At 38.2% G+C, this 16927-nt stretch carries 14 protein-coding genes and 1 pseudogene; 3 read left to right on the top strand and 12 right to left on the bottom strand.

The annotated features are described in order from the left end of the window. Window positions 1-60: 60 nt before the first annotated feature. The 4 genes from qoxA to AC0L8O_RS23375 form a co-directional block, all read right to left on the bottom strand. Window positions 61-1005 (bottom strand): cytochrome aa3 quinol oxidase subunit II, encoded by a 945-nt coding sequence (gene qoxA / locus AC0L8O_RS23390; protein ID WP_473445649.1) that lies wholly within the window; start codon window positions 1003-1005, stop codon window positions 61-63. A 326-nt stretch (window positions 1006-1331) separates the two neighbouring features. Beyond that, on the bottom strand, window positions 1332-2312 hold the full coding sequence (locus AC0L8O_RS23385) for a nuclease-related domain-containing protein (protein ID WP_473445647.1): 981 nt from the start codon (window positions 2310-2312) through the stop codon (window positions 1332-1334). A 1245-nt stretch (window positions 2313-3557) separates the two neighbouring features. Continuing rightward, window positions 3558-3998, bottom strand: coding sequence for an SRPBCC family protein (locus AC0L8O_RS23380; RefSeq protein ID WP_473449112.1), 441 nt, complete (start codon window positions 3996-3998; stop codon window positions 3558-3560). 62 nt (window positions 3999-4060) lie between these two features. Further along, complete coding sequence (locus AC0L8O_RS23375; protein ID WP_473445645.1) at window positions 4061-6238, bottom strand: DNA topoisomerase III; 2178 nt, start codon at window positions 6236-6238, stop codon at window positions 4061-4063. A gap of 188 nt (window positions 6239-6426) precedes the next feature. Here AC0L8O_RS23375 and AC0L8O_RS23370 point away from each other — a divergent pair. Next, window positions 6427-7973, top strand: a pseudogene (locus AC0L8O_RS23370) (ABC-F family ATP-binding cassette domain-containing protein). A gap of 216 nt (window positions 7974-8189) precedes the next feature. Here AC0L8O_RS23370 and AC0L8O_RS23365 read toward each other — a convergent pair. The 6 genes from AC0L8O_RS23365 to AC0L8O_RS23340 all read right to left on the bottom strand — a co-directional run bounded on the left by AC0L8O_RS23365 (window position 8190) and on the right by AC0L8O_RS23340 (window position 12580). Then, window positions 8190-9032, bottom strand: a complete 843-nt coding sequence (locus tag AC0L8O_RS23365) for an STAS domain-containing protein (RefSeq protein ID WP_473445643.1) — start codon at window positions 9030-9032, stop codon at window positions 8190-8192. A gap of 26 nt (window positions 9033-9058) precedes the next feature. Continuing rightward, on the bottom strand, window positions 9059-9691 hold the full coding sequence (locus AC0L8O_RS23360; RefSeq protein ID WP_473445641.1) for a response regulator transcription factor: 633 nt from the start codon (window positions 9689-9691) through the stop codon (window positions 9059-9061). Beyond that, window positions 9684-10730 (bottom strand): sensor histidine kinase, encoded by a 1047-nt coding sequence (locus tag AC0L8O_RS23355; protein ID WP_473445639.1) that lies wholly within the window; start codon window positions 10728-10730, stop codon window positions 9684-9686. The genes AC0L8O_RS23360 and AC0L8O_RS23355 overlap by 8 nt, the downstream gene beginning before the upstream one ends. Continuing rightward, window positions 10727-11461 (bottom strand): cell wall-active antibiotics response protein LiaF, encoded by a 735-nt coding sequence (gene liaF / locus AC0L8O_RS23350; RefSeq protein ID WP_473445638.1) that lies wholly within the window; start codon window positions 11459-11461, stop codon window positions 10727-10729. Before liaF ends, AC0L8O_RS23355 begins: the two co-directional genes overlap by 4 nt. A gap of 103 nt (window positions 11462-11564) precedes the next feature. Continuing rightward, window positions 11565-12212, bottom strand: coding sequence for a PspA/IM30 family protein (locus AC0L8O_RS23345; RefSeq protein ID WP_473445636.1), 648 nt, complete (start codon window positions 12210-12212; stop codon window positions 11565-11567). Window positions 12213-12232: 20 nt separating this feature from the next. Then, the gene (locus AC0L8O_RS23340; protein ID WP_473445634.1) at window positions 12233-12580 is read right to left on the bottom strand and encodes a lmo0954 family membrane protein; all 348 of its coding nucleotides are present in this window, start codon (window positions 12578-12580) and stop codon (window positions 12233-12235) included. 227 nt (window positions 12581-12807) lie between these two features. Between AC0L8O_RS23340 and AC0L8O_RS23335 the strand changes: the two genes are divergently transcribed. Next, window positions 12808-14346 carry an FAD-dependent oxidoreductase gene (locus tag AC0L8O_RS23335; RefSeq protein ID WP_473445632.1) on the top strand — a complete coding sequence of 513 codons (1539 nt, stop codon included), beginning with the start codon at window positions 12808-12810 and terminating at the stop codon, window positions 14344-14346. Between the two features lie 127 nt (window positions 14347-14473). Then, window positions 14474-14623 carry a hypothetical protein gene (locus AC0L8O_RS23330; RefSeq protein WP_473445630.1) on the top strand — a complete coding sequence of 50 codons (150 nt, stop codon included), beginning with the start codon at window positions 14474-14476 and terminating at the stop codon, window positions 14621-14623. Between the two features lie 155 nt (window positions 14624-14778). Here AC0L8O_RS23330 and cobA read toward each other — a convergent pair whose 3' ends face one another. Together cobA and nirD are read right to left on the bottom strand one after the other, a co-directional pair. Then, complete coding sequence (gene cobA / locus AC0L8O_RS23325; protein ID WP_473445628.1) at window positions 14779-16284, bottom strand: uroporphyrinogen-III C-methyltransferase; 1506 nt, start codon at window positions 16282-16284, stop codon at window positions 14779-14781. A gap of 72 nt (window positions 16285-16356) precedes the next feature. After that, window positions 16357-16680 (bottom strand): nitrite reductase small subunit NirD, encoded by a 324-nt coding sequence (nirD, locus tag AC0L8O_RS23320; RefSeq protein ID WP_026563013.1) that lies wholly within the window; start codon window positions 16678-16680, stop codon window positions 16357-16359. Between the last annotated feature and the right edge of the window lie 247 nt (window positions 16681-16927).

Below are 16927 nucleotides of genomic sequence, written 5' to 3'. Positions count from 1 at the left end.
CGAACCCGGTTTTCTTCGTAAGGTAGTAAGTTACATTAAGACTTGGGAAAGCCAACTTTTCTAATGATTCATGTGTTCATGCTCTGATTGAGTCATGTCCTCATGTTCTGAATGATCCTCATGTGATTCTTCTGTTTTAGTTTCTGCGTCAGAAGCCGCTTCTTCCTCAGCCTCACCATGATGATGTTCATTTGGAGGTGAGAATTCTAAATGAGTTCCAGTGTATGTTAATTGTCCAAGATGTCCCGGTTCTAACAACTCTGTAAATTCTTCTTTTGTAAGAGGGTCAGCTGTTTCTTTTACCTCGTCAACCCACTCATCAAAATCTTCCTGTGACATAGCTGTTACATTAAATGTATTTGCAGCAAATCCTTCACCACTAAAGTTTGAGTTACGTCCCATATACTCGCCCGGTGCATCTGCAGCAAGATGAAGTGTTGTAACGTGATCATTCATCGCATATTTTTGACCACCAAGCTGTGGAATCCAGAAACTTGTAATCGGTCCATGTGAATATAACTTAAATTCAAGCGGACGATCAGTTGGGATATATAAGTAGTTAACTGTTTCAATATTTTCCTCAGGATAGCTAAAATGCCATTTCCAGTTAGAAGATGATGCATAAACAACTAAAGGCTCTTTATCTCCGTAACCTTCAGGCTTTGCCTCTACAATATAGTTACTTTGAACAGATACAAAAGAAAGGTAAGCAACGATTAAAATCGGTACACCAACGCAAATCGTTTCAACCCATATATTCCCGTGAATATGAGGTGGCTCATAATCTGCAGGTTGCTTAGAAGCACGATATTTCACTAGCATGTAAATTAAAAGTCCAAATACAGCAAGAACAATAAATAGCATGATACCCATAGTTAATAGAATGTCACTTGCTAGTCTTTCAGCCTGAGGCCCCTTCGGATCCAAAACCAATAATGGTTCACATCCAGTTAAAACAGCAGCAATTGTTAACATCATTGCAAACAAAGACCATTTTAATTTCATAAAAGTACTCCTTTCTTTATCGCATAGACTCAACAGGATCTATACTTTAGTTAGTTTGACTAACATGTAGTTTAAATTGTTTTGAACTGCTTTTGTGAAAAATTGAACATAGTGAAACTCACACATACGAATGTCACAATGTTCTTTACCCACATCATAGCAGAGGACTAACCTGAAATTTACTTCTTTTAGGATTTGTCATGCAACGTTCAACGGTTGATCACGATTTTGTAATACTTTCTTCATAAAACGTTCACTTTTCTGGAAAAGATATTGCTTACATGGGTGGGTAGAAGATATAGAGGTAAAATTGGGATTTTGTGAAATTAACAATTTTGGAATTCTTTAAACGTTAATTCGTAGGTTTTAGCTTTTGTTATACCTGAAGATGGCAATTTCATCGATCTTAGTATTCTTGAGACTAGAAAAGGTGAAGAGATCATTAAAAATTCTCTTGCGTGTTTGTTGGATATCTGTGATCCATATAAAAGATAATAATCTTTCAACGCTTGAACATGTGCATCTTTTTCACTTATTTTACATTGTTCACAATACCATGCTCCATTAACTCTTATCATAGGAAGATGGCTACACCCTGAACAAATGACTCCTTTACCTACTTCTGTCGAATTTATTTCATACTGATCAAGCACTGAAGTATCTAAAGGTGCATGTTCTTTTAAAAGCAATCTAGTTATTTTCTTTATATCTTTTGATGATAACATGGCTTTTGGATAGTTTCTTTCTATCTGATTGATTCGACTGCTTAGATAATAGCGGTTTGCAACAATTTGATTGATGGTTTGATGTTTTGGAGACGTTTGGATAATGGCATTGGGGTGGCTGACAACAACTAGCGGCACAATAGGAATCGCTGGAATTTGCTTTTTAGATAACCATTGCTTCAGTTGAAGCATTTGCCTCTTAATTTGAGTGATTGGATCAGGAAAGACTGCTTCCTCTCCGTTATGAGTTCTTATTAGTTGGTGAAACTCTTGATCGAAGAAAAGTGTACCAGTAATATGTTTCACTTCTATTATTAAAATGAATTTTTGAGAAATAACAAGTGTATCTATCTGAAAATAATGATCGGATATATTTAACCTCAAATCATGAAAGATAAAGTACTCTTTTTCATCCAAGAAACTCAGAGGGTAGTTTAATGACAATTCACCTTGGTAACCTGAACTTCTTTTTGCTAAATTTTCTTTTATTAGGAGGTACTTTGGATGTGTAGTTGAAATTCTTCTTAATAATGCTTCTAATTTTAGGTTTATTAGAGGTACTTTTCGTTTTTTAACAATCATTGTACTATTCCACCTTTGTATGTGACATGCTTTGTACCATTATAAATAGGTTCACAGATTTTTGGTAACTTTTAAAACTGGATATTAGCTGTGTCTTCGTGGGGTGGAGCCTGATTTTGTTCAGTTTAATTATAGATTTTTCCACTTTTATAAAAGTAATTTATTATTTTAGTAGGAAACTTTTGAATTGGATCTAAATAGTGGGCTATCTTGCTTTTGACTAGTCACTTTAGTTCTGCAACTGTACTTAATTTTGCAGGGTTCACCTCGTTTTTTTTGCAGCTTTGTCTGTATTTTTGCAAGCCTACTGCTCTTTTTTGCAGCGTAAGAGATTATTCTTGCAGTTTTCCCGATATTTTTGCAGACAGTAAATATGAGAATATATCATGTAAATTGGCTGGCTACTATGTTTTAGAACGACCTCAATTTGCCTTTTTCAATCTACGCGGTCTACTCAATTTTGCAGGTTCACCTCGTTTTTTTGCAGCTTTGTCTGTATTTTTGCAAGCCTACTGCTCTTTTTTGCAGCGTAAGAGATTATTCTTGCAGTTTTCCCGATATTTTTGCAGACAGTAAATATGAGAATATATCATGTAAATTGGCTGGCTACTATGTTTTAGAACGACCTCAATTTGCCTTTTTCAATCTACGCGGTCTACTCAATTTTGCAGGTTCACCTCGTTTTTTTGCAGCTTTGTCTGTATTTTTGCAAGCCTACTGCTCTTTTTTGCAGCGTAAGAGATTATTCTTGCAGTTTTCCCGATATTTTTGCAGACAGTAAATATGAGAATGTATCATGATGATTAACCTATTAACATGTCTACTATGTTTTAGAACGACCTCAATTTGCCTTTTTCAATCTACGCGGTCTACTCAATTTTGCAGGTTCACCTCGTTTTTTTGCAGCTTTGTCTGTATTTTTGCAAGCCTACTGCTCTTTTTTGCAGCGTAAGAGATTATTCTTGCAGTTTTCCCGATATTTTTGCAGACAGTAAATATGAGAATGTATCATGATGATTAACCTATTAACATGTCTACTATGTTTTAGAACGACCTCAATTTGCCTTTTTCAATCTACGCGGTCTACTCAATTTTGCAGGTTCACCTCGTTTTTTTTGCAGCTTTGTCTGTATTTTTGCAAGCGTACTGCTCTTTTTTGCAGCGTAAGAGATTATTCTTGCAGATTTCCCAATTTTCTTGCAGTCCACTTTCGAGCTGTATCTAACCTAATAAAAAGGGCCGCATTCAGCGGCCCACTCTCTCTTCAGCAATCTTCTTAATATACCGATTTCTCTTAATTAAAAATTCTTTCATATACTGCTCTAAAAACAGTTGGTCGGCAAGTCTACCAATGATGCCGAAAGGCGAGGTGTAGTCAAAAGTGTCGAGCATCAGGGTTCCGTTTTCTTTTTCAATAAATTCGTGGACGTGGTAGAAGCGCTTAAAGGCTCCTTTTTCCATTTCGTCGACAAACCTGTTGGGGAAATCAAATTCTGTGATTCGAACGGTTAGGTTTTGCTTGACCCCAAAGTGGACGGCTTCCCATGTGACGGTTTCGTTTAAACCGATAAGGCCGCTAGTGATCCCTCCGACGGCACGTTCATTTGTCTGGCTTGTGGACTCTGTATGAATATCGATATCACGCGCTACGTCAAAGCAGATGTCGCGTGGTGCATAAATAAACATATCTGTTTTAATAATTGGCACGTTGGATCTTCCTTATCTTTATCGTTTCACATTTGTGCTGGTTAATCTTTAAGATTCAATTTTGCTAATGCATCTGCTAATGCATTATTTGAGAAGTTATCATCCTGCTTTTTCATATAGTTTGCTACGTCACGTTTTGATACCTTACTATTTTGGTTCTTTTTTCGTCTTTCCTGGAAGGTAGACATTTTTTCGCGATGGCCGCATTTGCAAACAAAGATTTGTCCTTCTCCTTGGCCTCGCAGCTCCAGTTTTTTGTGACAGTTTGGGCAGCGGGCATTTGTGACCTTGGAAATTCCTTTTCTATAACCACATTCACGGTCCTGGCAAACATGCATTTTCCCTTTTTTCCCGTTTACTTCCAGCATCAGCTTGCCACATTCTGGACATTTGCTTCCTGTAAGGTTGTCGTGCTTAAATTTTTGTTCACTATTTTTTATTTCATTTACTACTTCTTTCGCATATTGCTTCATTTCATTTAAAAAGACTTGTTTTGGCAGAGCACCCTTAGAGATTTTCGTTAGCTTTTGCTCCCAATCTGCTGTAAGGACAGGTGACTTCAAATCTTCCGGAACCAGGTTTAATAGCTGTTTTCCTTTTGATGTGATAAAAATGTCTTTACCTTTTTTCTCTATAAGAAAACTGCTATAAAGCTTTTCAATAATATCGGCTCTCGTCGCTACGGTTCCAAGTCCGCCTGTTTCCCCGATTGTTTTAATTAAATCCTTACTTTCTCCAGACATGTATTTTGACGGATTTTCCATAGCTGATAACAGTGTTGCTTCATTAAACCTGGCAGGTGGTTTTGTTTCTCCTGTTGTCTTGGAGATTGATCTACTTGCTAATGTATCCCCTTCTGTTATAGCAGGGAGAGTTTGATCATCTTCACTATCTTCGTCTACATGGTCACTGTAAACTTCTTTCCAACCTAATGAGATGACCCGCTTTCCTTTCGCTAAAAATGATTCATCGCCAATTTTTGCGGTAACAACCGTTTGTTCATATTGGTAAGCTGGCGAAAGAACGGCAACAAAACGTTTTACAACAAGGTCATAGATTTTGCGTTCTTTATCTGTTAATGCACTTAATGGTACAGATTCTTCTGTCGGAATGATCGCATGATGATCTGAAACCTTTGTATCATCTGCAAATGATTTATTCGCTTTAATAGGCTTGCTTAAAATTTTAGCAATAGCCGGAGCATATGGTTTGATTCGGCATGCTTCAAGACGATCCTTTAAGGTTGGTACGAGATCACTTGTGATATAGCGTGAATCTGTTCGTGGGTATGTTAACACTTTATGCTGTTCATAGAGTTTTTGCATGATGGAAAGTGTTTCTTTTGCTGAATAGCCAAAACGTTTATTTGCATCACGTTGCAGTTCGGTTAAATCGTAAAGTGCAGGCGAGTATGTCTTTTTAGGTGTAACCTTTACACTTACGATCTTCGCATCTTTTCCATTTAAATGATGCAGCTTTTTATCAATGTTATCCATATCAAATGTTTTTGTATCATTTGACTTTTTATCCTGCCATGTAAAGGATAGCCCCTTCTCTGTGACAGCTTTTATACCATAGTATTTTTTAGGTTTAAAGTTGCGGATTTCTTCTTCACGTAGAGCGATCATTGCAAGTGTCGGTGTCTGAACACGTCCTGAAGATAGCTGTGCATTGTATTTTGTTGTAAGTGCACGTGTTGCGTTTAACCCAACAATCCAGTCTGCTTCTGCTCTTGCAACTGCAGATGCATATAGGTTTTCATATTCTTTTCCGCTTCTAAGCTTCCGGAAGCCCTCTTTAATGGCTTTATCTGTAACAGATGAAATCCAAAGTCTTTTAATCGGCTTATTTACATGAACCTTTTCCAGTATCCATCGAGCGACAAGCTCTCCTTCACGCCCTGCATCTGTTGCAATCACAATGTCCCGCACATCCTTGCGCAATAACTGTGATTTGACAGCCTGAAATTGCTTGCCTGTTTTCTTGATAACCACCAGTTTAAGTGGTGAAGGCAGCATCGGCAAATCTTCCAAGCGCCAAGATTTATATTGATCTCCATAGCTTTCAGGATCAGCCAATGTCACAAGGTGCCCAAGTGCCCATGTAACAATATACTGATCTCCTTCAAGAAAACCATTTCCCTTTTTATGACAATTTAACACTCTAGCCAAATCTCTTCCGACTGACGGCTTTTCAGCTAGAACGACTGTTTTACTCATAGAAACATCCTTTCACAACTACATTCTGATTTCTATTATAGATGAATTCGGGACAAAGGGACAGGTTCCTCGTCCCACAGGGTGGGACGAGGAACCTGTCCCCCTGTACCATTTACCAGTAGCATCTTACTTCAATCAGTAGTAGAATGATGCAAGATACTGTTTTAGTCTTGGAGGGTTAAAGAGATATGAGTCTATTATCAATCGATAATCTTGGTCATAGTTTTGGTGATCGTACATTATTTAAAGACGTATCACTTCGCTTATTAGCTGGTGAGCGTGTTGGTCTTGTTGGAGCAAATGGCGTAGGTAAATCTACGATGATGAATATTATTACAGGGCAGCTTATTCATGACACAGGTCGCGTTGAATGGACTCCCGGAGTTCGTTACGGCTACCTTGATCAGCATACTGTCCTAACAAAAGGAAAAACGATTCGTGATATTTTAAATGATGCGTTTCTTCCGTTATTTGAGCAGGAAAAAAATTAAATGAAGTAACAGATAAAATGGCTACTGCAACACCTGAGGAACTTGAGGAATTGCTGGAAGAAATGGCAAAAATTCAAGATCGTCTTGATGCAGGCGGTTTCTATCAATTAGATATGAAAGTGGACGAAACTGCGCGTGGGTTAGGGCTTGATGCGATCGGCCTTGATCGAGATGTATCTGCGCTAAGCGGTGGGCAGCGTACAAAGGTTTTACTTGCGAAGCTTTTACTAGAGCAGCCTGATGTACTTTTACTAGATGAGCCGACAAACTATTTGGACGTTGAACATATTCGCTGGTTAAGCGGCTATTTAAGAGATTATCCAAATGCGTTTCTCTTAATCTCGCATGATACAGAATTCATGAATGGTGTTTCGAATGTTATCTTCCATTTAGAATTTTCGAAGCTAACCCGCTACACAGCAACATATGAAAAATTCTTGGAACTTGCTGAGATTAATAAGAATCAACATTTACAAGCTTATGAAAAGCAAAGAGATTTCATTAAGAAACAAGAAGACTTTATTGCAAAGAATAAAGCGCGCTATTCTACAACCGGTCGTGCAAAGAGCCGTCAAAAACAGCTTGATCGTATTGAACGTATTGATCGTCCTGAAACTGCAATTAAGCCTACATTTGAATTCAAGGAATCAAGAGGCAGCAGCCGTTTCGTGTTTGAAGGGAAAGACCTTGAAATCGGATATGATTCACCTCTATTGCCAAAATTAACAATGACGATTGAGCGCGGTGAGAAAATTGCCATTGTTGGTTGTAACGGTATCGGGAAATCAACTCTGTTAAAAACCATTTTAGGCAAAATACAACCTCTTGGTGGCACTGTTAATCGTGGAGATTTCCTGTTCCCATCTTATTTTGAACAAGAGGTAAAAGCAGATTCTATTACACCGATTGACGATGTGTGGAACGCATTCCCTCATCTTGATCAGCATCAGGTTAGAGCACTGCTTGCACGTGCAGGCTTGAAAAACGAACATATTTCACGGCCGTTAACACAACTAAGTGGTGGAGAACAGGCAAAAGTTCGTTTATGTAAATTGCAAATGAATGAAAGCAATTGGCTACTTTTTGACGAGCCGACAAACCACCTTGATGTTGTTGCAAAAGAAGAGCTAAAGCGTGCCATTAAAGCCTACAAAGGAACAGTTGTCCTCGTCTGCCACGAACCTGACTTTTATGAAGACTGGGTAACAAAAGTTTGGGATATTGAAGAGTGGGCTACTAACTAGAAAAGCGCAAGCGCCTTGTCATCGTCGTACAAACTGGAGGAGCCTCGACTAAAGATTTAGGAAACACGGTAAGCGAAGCGAACCGATGTTGACTTATCGTAGGGAGATGATCTGAAGTTTGATAGGCGATAGGCTGGAGCTAGACACCAACACTAAGTACAAAATTATATAATTTCTTATTTTGTAATAAAAACGCAGATCTTGTGATCTGCGTTTTTATCTTTGTACATACAACTGATCCAAAGCATTTGCTAACGATGCAGTTGTTTTAATTTCTCCAAAATCAAGTCCAAGCTGAATCGCTGTTTGTGCGATTTCAGGTCTGATTCCAGATAAAACAGCTGTAATACCAAGTAATTTCAAAGCTCTTATAAGACTAAATAACTCATGTGCAACCATTGTATCAATAATCACAACACCTGATAAATCGATACATAAATGTTCGACATCCAACGCGGCACATTGTTTTAAAGTATTTTCAATAATTAGTTTTGCTCTTGCTGTGTCGATATCTCCTATTAAAGGGAGCAGAGCAGTTCTGTTTTGAAGAGTAATAACCGGTGCACTTAGTTCATTAATAACTTCTTTTTGTGCTGCAAGTTGTTTCATCGTATTCTTATGAGCTTCATCAATATAAATATAAATAGATAGATGGCAAATCTTTCTCACTTTTTCTAACCAAAGGAAAAGTCTATCAACATCGATTTTATCCATGTTTTGTTTGTAGAATTCCTTAATATAAGATATATAAACTTCCTGCGTTCTAGAAAACTCTCTTACAACATAATGCACAGGTGTATTCAAATGTTTCTGATCGCCTGCTAATTCCTCTGACCATTTAGTAAACTCACTGAAAAACTTTCCTTCTTCTTCTTTAAAAATTTTATGTAAATGTAGAAAATAATCTTGATTCTGCTCCTTTAACGCTTGAATTACCTTTGGGTCTTTTGATGAATAAACAGAATTTGGATCTTCATCTTCTACCAGTCTGTACCAATCTTCTGTCATTTGCCAGGAGTTTTTTACTAGATATTCGTATAGCTCTATATTTCTATGCATTTACTGTCTCTCTCCCTACATTTTTTCTATTTTACAAGTGAATGTTTGAAAGCATATATGACCGCTTGTGTTCTGTCTTGTACATCAAGCTTGCTTAATATATTACTTACATGTGTTTTAGCTGTTTTCAAAGCAATAAATAATTCATCGGCAATTTCCTGATTTGTTTTTCCCTCAGTCATGAGCAGTAAAATTTCCATTTCTCTTGAGGTCAATTGATCGTGCAGATGAACTGTATCTTTTTGACGCATTTTCATCATCATTTTTCCTGTTACTTCAGGCTCGAGTATGGACTGGCCATGAAAAGTGGACCGAACTGCGTTAGCAATTTCACTCGCTTTTGATGTTTTTAACAGATAGCTTGTTGCACCAGCCTCAAGAGCAGGATATACCTTTTCATCATCTAGAAAGCTTGTGACAATGATAATTTTCGCCTCCGGCCATGCATTCATAATTTCCTTTGTTGCTTCGATTCCATCCATTTCATTCATGACTAAATCCATTAAGATCACATCCGGACGAAGCTCCAGACATAGTTCCACACCTTTACGCCCGTTATCTGCTTCTCCGATCACTTCTATATCCGGCTGTGCGGATAAATAAGAGGAAACACCGATTCTTACCATTTCATGATCATCAACAAATACAACTTTAATCATTTTTTTCACCACACTCTTCTGCTAAAATTGGGACCTTTACTTCTAATCTTGTACCTTTATTTTTTAAGCTAACAATCTTCATTGTTCCGCCAATTTCTACCGCTCTCTCATACATATTTTGCAACCCATAAGAGCCGGATTTTCCATCTTCCTGATCAAATCCTATTCCATCATCTGTTACACGCATAATCACAAATTCATCCCGTTTTATCAGCAGAACATCTAGTGAAGTTGCTTTAGCATGGCGCAAGGTATTAGAGACAGATTCTTGTAAGATCCGAAATAAATGGTCCTCGACCCCTTTATCTAAAGGAATCGGTTCTACTTTCCATTTTATATTCATTGTGACCTTTTGCATAAGTTCTACTAAAAGCTCCTGAATTCCTTCTTGTAGGGACTTTCCTTTTAATGCAACCGGGCGCAAATGAAGTAATAACGCCCTCATTTCAAGCTGTGATTGATGAATGGTGGCTTCAATCATTTTTAGTTGCTTTGTTTCCCAATCATCTGACATAGGCTTTGACTCTGTAACAGCTGACATCATCATGGATGCAGCAAACAACTGCTGACTAACGGAATCATGCAGCTCTCTTGCCAGCCGGTTTCTTTCCTGGGAGACCATTTCCTGAACTCTTCTTTCATGGTCCTCTGCCTTTTCATTGGCAATCTTTTGTGATAATTTTGTTTGCTCCAGCATTTGTTTTTGGATTTTTGTTAACTTTGTTTTTATTTCTTGAATATCCGGCAATGGGTGCTGGTCGGTTAGGATAGGTCTCCCTTTTGAAATCTCTTGAATATCCAAGTCAATTGAACGCAGATGTTTTTTCCAGCTAAATCCGGTAATAAACCCAAAGCATACACCAGCTAAAATACTCACACTTGGGACAATATAAATAAACGGTAAATCCATTACGTTACGGGTCCATAATTCCCCCCATTCTTGTAAAGGAAAGGCCAAAAAAAACAGAAGAGAAAAGATAACAAATGTAATAAGCGTAAAAATGGCACTGCTAATAATTTGCCGCTGAAGCATACTCATACTCTTTTCACCTCAAGCTTTCCTGAAATAGCTGAAGTGAAGATCTTTACCTTTTGATCGGCATCTTTATACTGTGCAGTCTCGTAAGTGATTGTTTCATTGACTACCCTCTGTTCAGATTCTTGAAAAATAGCGATCGTCCCCGCCATTGTAGAATGATGAATATGAAGTTCAACCTCATACGGAATCAAAATTTGAACATTTCCTACTAAGCTGCGAATGACAATAACTGCTTCTTCCTTTGGCAAAACAGTATCACTTAAATCAATAACCGTATTTCCTACTCCAACTTGGATATTAATATCATTCCATTCATATGCATGTTCAGGTGACTTTTGGCTGGAAAAAAACTTATTTTCAAAAATTTTTTTCCGTTGTATAAACTGACCGGTTTCAACGGTATCTTGAGGCTCAATAATAACCGGTTTCACTTGCTTTGGATTTTTTTGTGTTTGAAAGAATTGGACTATAAAATAAATAAGCAGTACAAATAAAAAATAGCGAAGAGTAATCATATTCAGTACGGTCATAACAAGCCAGATCCACCCGCCCCAATACAAGAGCTTGCCTAGAAAACGTGGTCGCCATTTCCGCCCTAAATAAATACTGCCAATCGAGAGGAGAAAGGTAACAATTAAGCCACCGTTAAAAAATAATACCTCTAAAAGAAGGAGGAGAAATCCTATTAAGATGATCCAATTTAAGTAGTCTGAATTTATATTTTTAAACACGCGGCATTCCTCCTTCCTGTTTATGGAGAGTTACTGAAGTTGAAGTTTAGGTCATATGAAATAAGGCGCAGGGATCTACGCCTTTTTAGAATACCATGTTGTCTTATGATATTGCATTTGTTTCTTCTGTTTTTAACTGTTTTTCTAATGTAGCAATTCGCGCATCGATTGTACTGCGGTGATAATCCTGATTCACTTTTTGCTCAAGGCGGTCAAGGTAGCTTTCCATTTCCTCAAAACGAGTGAAGGCTTTTGTTGAAAAGCTTCCTTGATCCACTACCTTGTTCATACGGTGATGTGCACGCGCAATATTTTCTCTGCCCATCAATTCCATTCTTTTTATATGCATATCTTTTACTTTATGCTTCATTTCCTCATACTTTTGTTCAAGCTCTTCAAGCTGGCGAGTTGTTTGCTGACGTGACTCCTCCAAACGTGCAACTCTTTCCTCATAATGAGTTTGTTCTTTTAAAGCAAATTCATATAGCTCTGTTTCTCCTGCTTTAAGTGCAATTTCAGCCTGGCGTTGACGTTTCTCAGCTAAATGAACAGCTTCATTATACTCCCGGTTAAACTCATCTTTTAATAAATATTGTCTTTCAACAAGCTTGCGCACTTTTTCTGTTTCAGCTTCACACTGTCTTAAATAATGATTTAGGACGGCAATTGGATTTTTTTGTTCCTTTTGATCTAAAGCCTCATGTAAATCTGCTGCAATGGTTTCCTTTAATCTTGTAAAAATATTTGCCATTATAAATCTCTCCTTTTTAATTATAGGTTTCCTTTTAAGTCATTCCATTCTTTTTCAAAGTTAGTGAATGGGTCAGTACTTTCTTTCACCTTTTTAGATGGTTTGTTCCAGTTTCTATACACTACGTATAAAACGTAGATTGCTACAAATCCTAAAATGGCTGGAAGATTTGAAGCTGAAGCAAACAGGGCAATAACTCCAACGATCGCACAAACGACTTTCGTAAATGTTGAATCAGTTTTCAGAAATCCTTTGTACGTATAGTACATGATAAGAAGACTTATCCCTAAAGCAATCATCGGGGCCAGATTAGAGAGCAGCACCATAACAGCCACCCCACCAAGCAAGACATAACCAAACTTCTTCATCTTTTTTCCTCCTTTTCTTTTTCTAGCATAAGAGTTTATGTTCTTATGCTGTGCTCCGTTTCTATGTCTTTATCTTACCTACATTCCGAATTTCTCAAAACGAGCCACAGCTTTATTTTGATCTACGACTCGAGACGTAGTAAGGATCAGACTCTCTTTGATTGCATGTTTGTTTTGACAGTAGTTGGGAAAAAATAAACTAAGAAATAAACATAGGAGGCCTTTCGATGACAGAAGAATTTCCACAAGGTAAGATGCCATATGAGCCAGAGCCGTTTTGGAGAGAATCTACTCAGGTCCATTCTTTCTCTCCTTTGACGATTGATACGGAAGTGGATGTTGCAATCGTTGGAGGAGGTATCACAGGTATAACAACAGGCTATCTGCTTTCGAAGCAAGGCATGAAAGTCGCTATTTTGGAAGCCGATCAAATTTTAAATGGTACAACCGGCCATACAACCGCAAAAATAACCGCCCAGCATGGATTAATTTATGATGAATTTATTCAGCATTTAGGGGAAGAAAAAACGAAACAATACTACCAAGCGAATGCCGATGCACTTACATTTATTCGAAAAACCGTTGGAGAGCTTCAAATTGAATGTGATTTAACTGAAGAAGATGCCTATATTTATGCCATCAGTGACCAATACGCGAAAAAAGTCACGAAAGAATATGAGGCTTATCAAAGGCTCGGCATACATAGTGAATTTGTTGATCACATCCCTTTTTCTATTGATATAAAAGGGGCAACAGTCATGAAAGCACAGAGTCAATTCCATCCTCTCAAATACCTAAAAGTACTTGTTGATGAAATAGTAAAAGCTGGTGGTGAGATCTACGAAAAAACAACGGCGACTGACATCGATGAAACAACACCTAAACCGATGGTCATTACCCGTGAAGGTCGCCGGGTGACATGTAAATACGCAATTGCCTGTTCACACTTTCCCTTTTTTGATGGAAAAGGATTTTATTTTTCCCGATTACATGCAGAACGTTCCTATATATTAGGAATTACCGCAAAACAAGACTTCCCGGGTGGAATGTATTATAGTGCCGATTCACCGACACGTTCTTTACGATACACGCCTATGAACGGTGAAAAGCTCATATTAGTTAGTGGAGACGGGCATAAAACTGGGCAAGGAACTTCCACATACAAGCACTACAAAGCACTTGAGCAATTTGCCGAAGATGTATTTGGAATTGACGAAATCAAATATCGATGGTCTGCACAGGATTTATATTCATTAGATAAAGTTCCATATGTTGGACCAATTACTTCCAACAAGCCTAACATCCTTGTCGCAACAGGTTACAGAAAATGGGGCATGACAAACGGTACAGCCGCAGCGCAACTCCTTGCAGATCTTGTCTTAGAAAAAGAGAATACTTATAAGGAGCTCTATAGCCCTTCACGCTTTTATGCTGATCCTAGTATTAAAAAATTCCTTACGCAAAATCTTGATGTTGCAGGTCACTTAATTGAAGGAAAAATTGATATCGCTGATAAGCGCATAGAGGATATTGGATCTGATGAAGGCTCTGTTGTAGTGGTGAATGGCAAAAGAGCAGGTTGCTACAAAGACAAGGACGGAAACATTAACCTTGTTGACACCACATGCACACATATGGGCTGTGAAGTAGAGTGGAATAGTGGTGACCGTTCTTGGGACTGTCCTTGTCATGGATCAAGATTTTCGGTGACAGGTGATGTACTGGAGGGTCCTGCGAAAAAACCGTTAAAAAAAGTGGATATGTAATTTGTAAAGAATGACAGTGCCATCCTTTATGTGAATTTTTAACAATGAAAAAATCTCTTCTCTCTTCATGTTCCTCCCCAATATGGATAAGCTAAAATTAACACCATGAATAAGGAGATGACCCAGCATGAAGAGAGAACAAATAGAAAAAAACCAACCACAATCGTATAAAGGAAAAGTATATCAAAGAAAATCTGAAGCCCTTTCGGAATACAACATTACACACGCTGACCAACCGCTTCCACAACCTAAGGATTATGAAGAAATTGAATATTGACATCCACTAAAAGGCCATGAAGGACAATTTATATTCCTTATTCTGTGAGTTTTGTCCTTCATGTGCTTCATACAGCTTTTGAAGAACGGTTCTCCTGTTGGTCTGGACTAGTTTGTCTTTCATATACCTTATGAAGGACGATTCCTCCTCTTAATCTAGCCTGCTTCGTCTTTCATAAAATACCCTCCTCCTTCAATACAAAAAGCAGCCCATAAATAGACTGCCGGATACTTCTTAAAAGATTCTATTAGTACGTCTTTATCGGATTTTCCTACTGAAAAACCATATTTCACTAATGCTTCATTTGCTTCAGCCGTTTCGCAAACAAACTCTACCGATTGGTTGATTTCCTTTGGAGAAATTCCATATTGGCTCCCTTTTTCCATCAGTAGCTTAACTGCTTCACTTGAAGTAAGCACAATTGTTGTAAGAGTTGCATCTTCTAATGACCGGTTTATAATGGTTTCATATCTTTCGTCAATGATGGTCTCATATACGGATGCAAAATGAGCATTATCTAAGCAAGAACTTTTCTTTCTTTGTTCTTCGGATCCAACCGTCAGCAGGCGGCCTTGATGAGACATTTTATCTACATGCTCAGCGTATAATCCTTTTTCTTCAAGGCTAGTGATCACTGAATGATTTTGACAATAGAGCTCTGCCTGTATTTTACGTATATCCACTTTATTCTTTTTAAGTTGAGCAAAAAAGGCTTCTACACTATCTTTTGATAAAAATAAAATCTGTTCATAACCTGAAAGTTGGTTCAATACAGCAGAGTCAATTGCCTTTTCTTTGACGATCCAACGTGGAAACTCAATGACATCTGCTCCTTGTTTCATCCATTTACTTGCACAATTTTCTTCCTCGGCTTTCCCGCGAACATAGAGAACTTGTTTTCCAAATAGTGGGCGATTTTCAAACCATTTTACTTTATCCCTTGTTGACACAATATCGCCCACCAATGTGATGGCCGGATTTTCTATCTTTGCTTCGCGAACCTTATCTACAATGGTAGAAAGCGTTCCGACTACACTTTGCTGGCGGCTCCAGGTTCCCCAGCGAATGATAATAACAGGTGTATCAGGAGACTTACCGAATTGAATAAGGTTATCACAAATATGCTCTAAATTAGAAACACCCATATAGAAAGCGATCGTCTGAACACCTCTTGCTAACCCTTCCCAATCAATGTCCGGCTTGCCGTTTTTAGATTTATCATGGGCTGTAACGACAGCAAATGATCCGGCATAATCACGATGGGTTACAGGAATACCGGCATATAACGGGGCAGCTATTCCTGATGTTATCCCTGGAACAATTTCAAATGGGATTTGATGTAATGCGAGCTCCTCCGCTTCTTCACCAACTCTTCCGAAAACACTCGGGTCGCCGCCTTTAAGTCTAACAACAGTATGACCGGCAATTGCCTTTCGAACTAATGTTGCATTAATTTCATTCTGTCTCATAAAGTGACGTGTTGGCAGCTTTCCACAATAGATCAGTTCACAATTTGGCGGAGCATCATCAAGTAGGGAAAAATTAACGAGTCGATCATAAAGGATGACATCTGCTTTTTTAATGGCTTCCCTTCCTTTTACGGTAATTAATTCGCGATCACCGGGTCCTGCTCCAACCAGATATACTTTTCCTACATTCATTCTCTAAGTCCTCCCTTAACGTTATTCACGATTTAAGTAAGGGAAGATTGTTCTCTTACTTTATTTATAAGTTTAAACTAACAGAAATACCTCTCCGTCATCAATAACTGTTTCATATGTTTTGACACACCCAAAATCTGGTTCTTGCACTTTTCCATCTTCAAGGCAGATTTTCCAGTCATGCATTGGGCAAAATACATGGTCTCCACTAACGATCCCTTCGCTTAGTACTCCACCTTTGTGAGGACATTTATTTTCCACAGCCTTTATATTGCCGTTAGAAAGTTTGAAAACTGCTACTTCCTTATCCTTTTCTAGTATAACCGTTTTTCCTACTCGTTCGGGCAAATCAATTAATGCTCCAACATATACCTTTGCTTTTGTTAATTCCTTCATGTCTCTGTTCCTCCCTGACGGAATATTTCGATATTATGACCTTTTGAGTAAGGTGTTTTCCCGCATTCTATGTTTTTTTATAAACGCTGAAGGTGAAAATTAGTTCGTTCCATTGCGCTCTATACACTCCATGCCGCCGGGGAGGAAGCTGAGCCTCCTCGGCTTCGCCTGCGGGGTCTCAGCCTTCCCTCACTTCCCGCAGGAGTCGAGTGTCTTGCGCTCCATTCCACTACAGAGTTAAAAATAA

The sequence above is a fragment of the Metabacillus sp. KJ11-3 genome (assembly GCF_055808295.1).
This window is presented reverse-complemented; position numbering and strand designations above follow the sequence as displayed.

Excerpts from the sequence above, each read along its gene's own strand:
- AC0L8O_RS23385 (WP_473445647.1), bottom strand. The coding sequence starts at position 2,312 with ATGATTGTTAAAAAACGAAAAGTACCTCTAATAAACCTAAAATTAGAA.
- cobA (WP_473445628.1), bottom strand. The coding sequence starts at position 16,284 with ATGAATGTAGGAAAAGTATATCTGGTTGGAGCAGGACCCGGTGATCGC.
- AC0L8O_RS23360 (WP_473445641.1), bottom strand. The coding sequence starts at position 9,691 with ATGATTAAAGTTGTATTTGTTGATGATCATGAAATGGTAAGAATCGGT.
- AC0L8O_RS23345 (WP_473445636.1), bottom strand. The coding sequence starts at position 12,212 with ATGGCAAATATTTTTACAAGATTAAAGGAAACCATTGCAGCAGATTTA.
- AC0L8O_RS23340 (WP_473445634.1), bottom strand. The coding sequence starts at position 12,580 with ATGAAGAAGTTTGGTTATGTCTTGCTTGGTGGGGTGGCTGTTATGGTG.
- AC0L8O_RS23365 (WP_473445643.1), bottom strand. The coding sequence starts at position 9,032 with ATGCATAGAAATATAGAGCTATACGAATATCTAGTAAAAAACTCCTGG.
- AC0L8O_RS23355 (WP_473445639.1), bottom strand. The coding sequence starts at position 10,730 with ATGAGTATGCTTCAGCGGCAAATTATTAGCAGTGCCATTTTTACGCTT.
- AC0L8O_RS23335 (WP_473445632.1), top strand. The coding sequence starts at position 12,808 with ATGACAGAAGAATTTCCACAAGGTAAGATGCCATATGAGCCAGAGCCG.
- AC0L8O_RS23380 (WP_473449112.1), bottom strand. The coding sequence starts at position 3,998 with ATGTTTATTTATGCACCACGCGACATCTGCTTTGACGTAGCGCGTGAT.
- AC0L8O_RS23330 (WP_473445630.1), top strand. The coding sequence starts at position 14,474 with ATGAAGAGAGAACAAATAGAAAAAAACCAACCACAATCGTATAAAGGA.
- qoxA (WP_473445649.1), bottom strand. The coding sequence starts at position 1,005 with ATGAAATTAAAATGGTCTTTGTTTGCAATGATGTTAACAATTGCTGCT.
- nirD (WP_026563013.1), bottom strand. The coding sequence starts at position 16,680 with ATGAAGGAATTAACAAAAGCAAAGGTATATGTTGGAGCATTAATTGAT.
- AC0L8O_RS23375 (WP_473445645.1), bottom strand. The coding sequence starts at position 6,238 with ATGAGTAAAACAGTCGTTCTAGCTGAAAAGCCGTCAGTCGGAAGAGAT.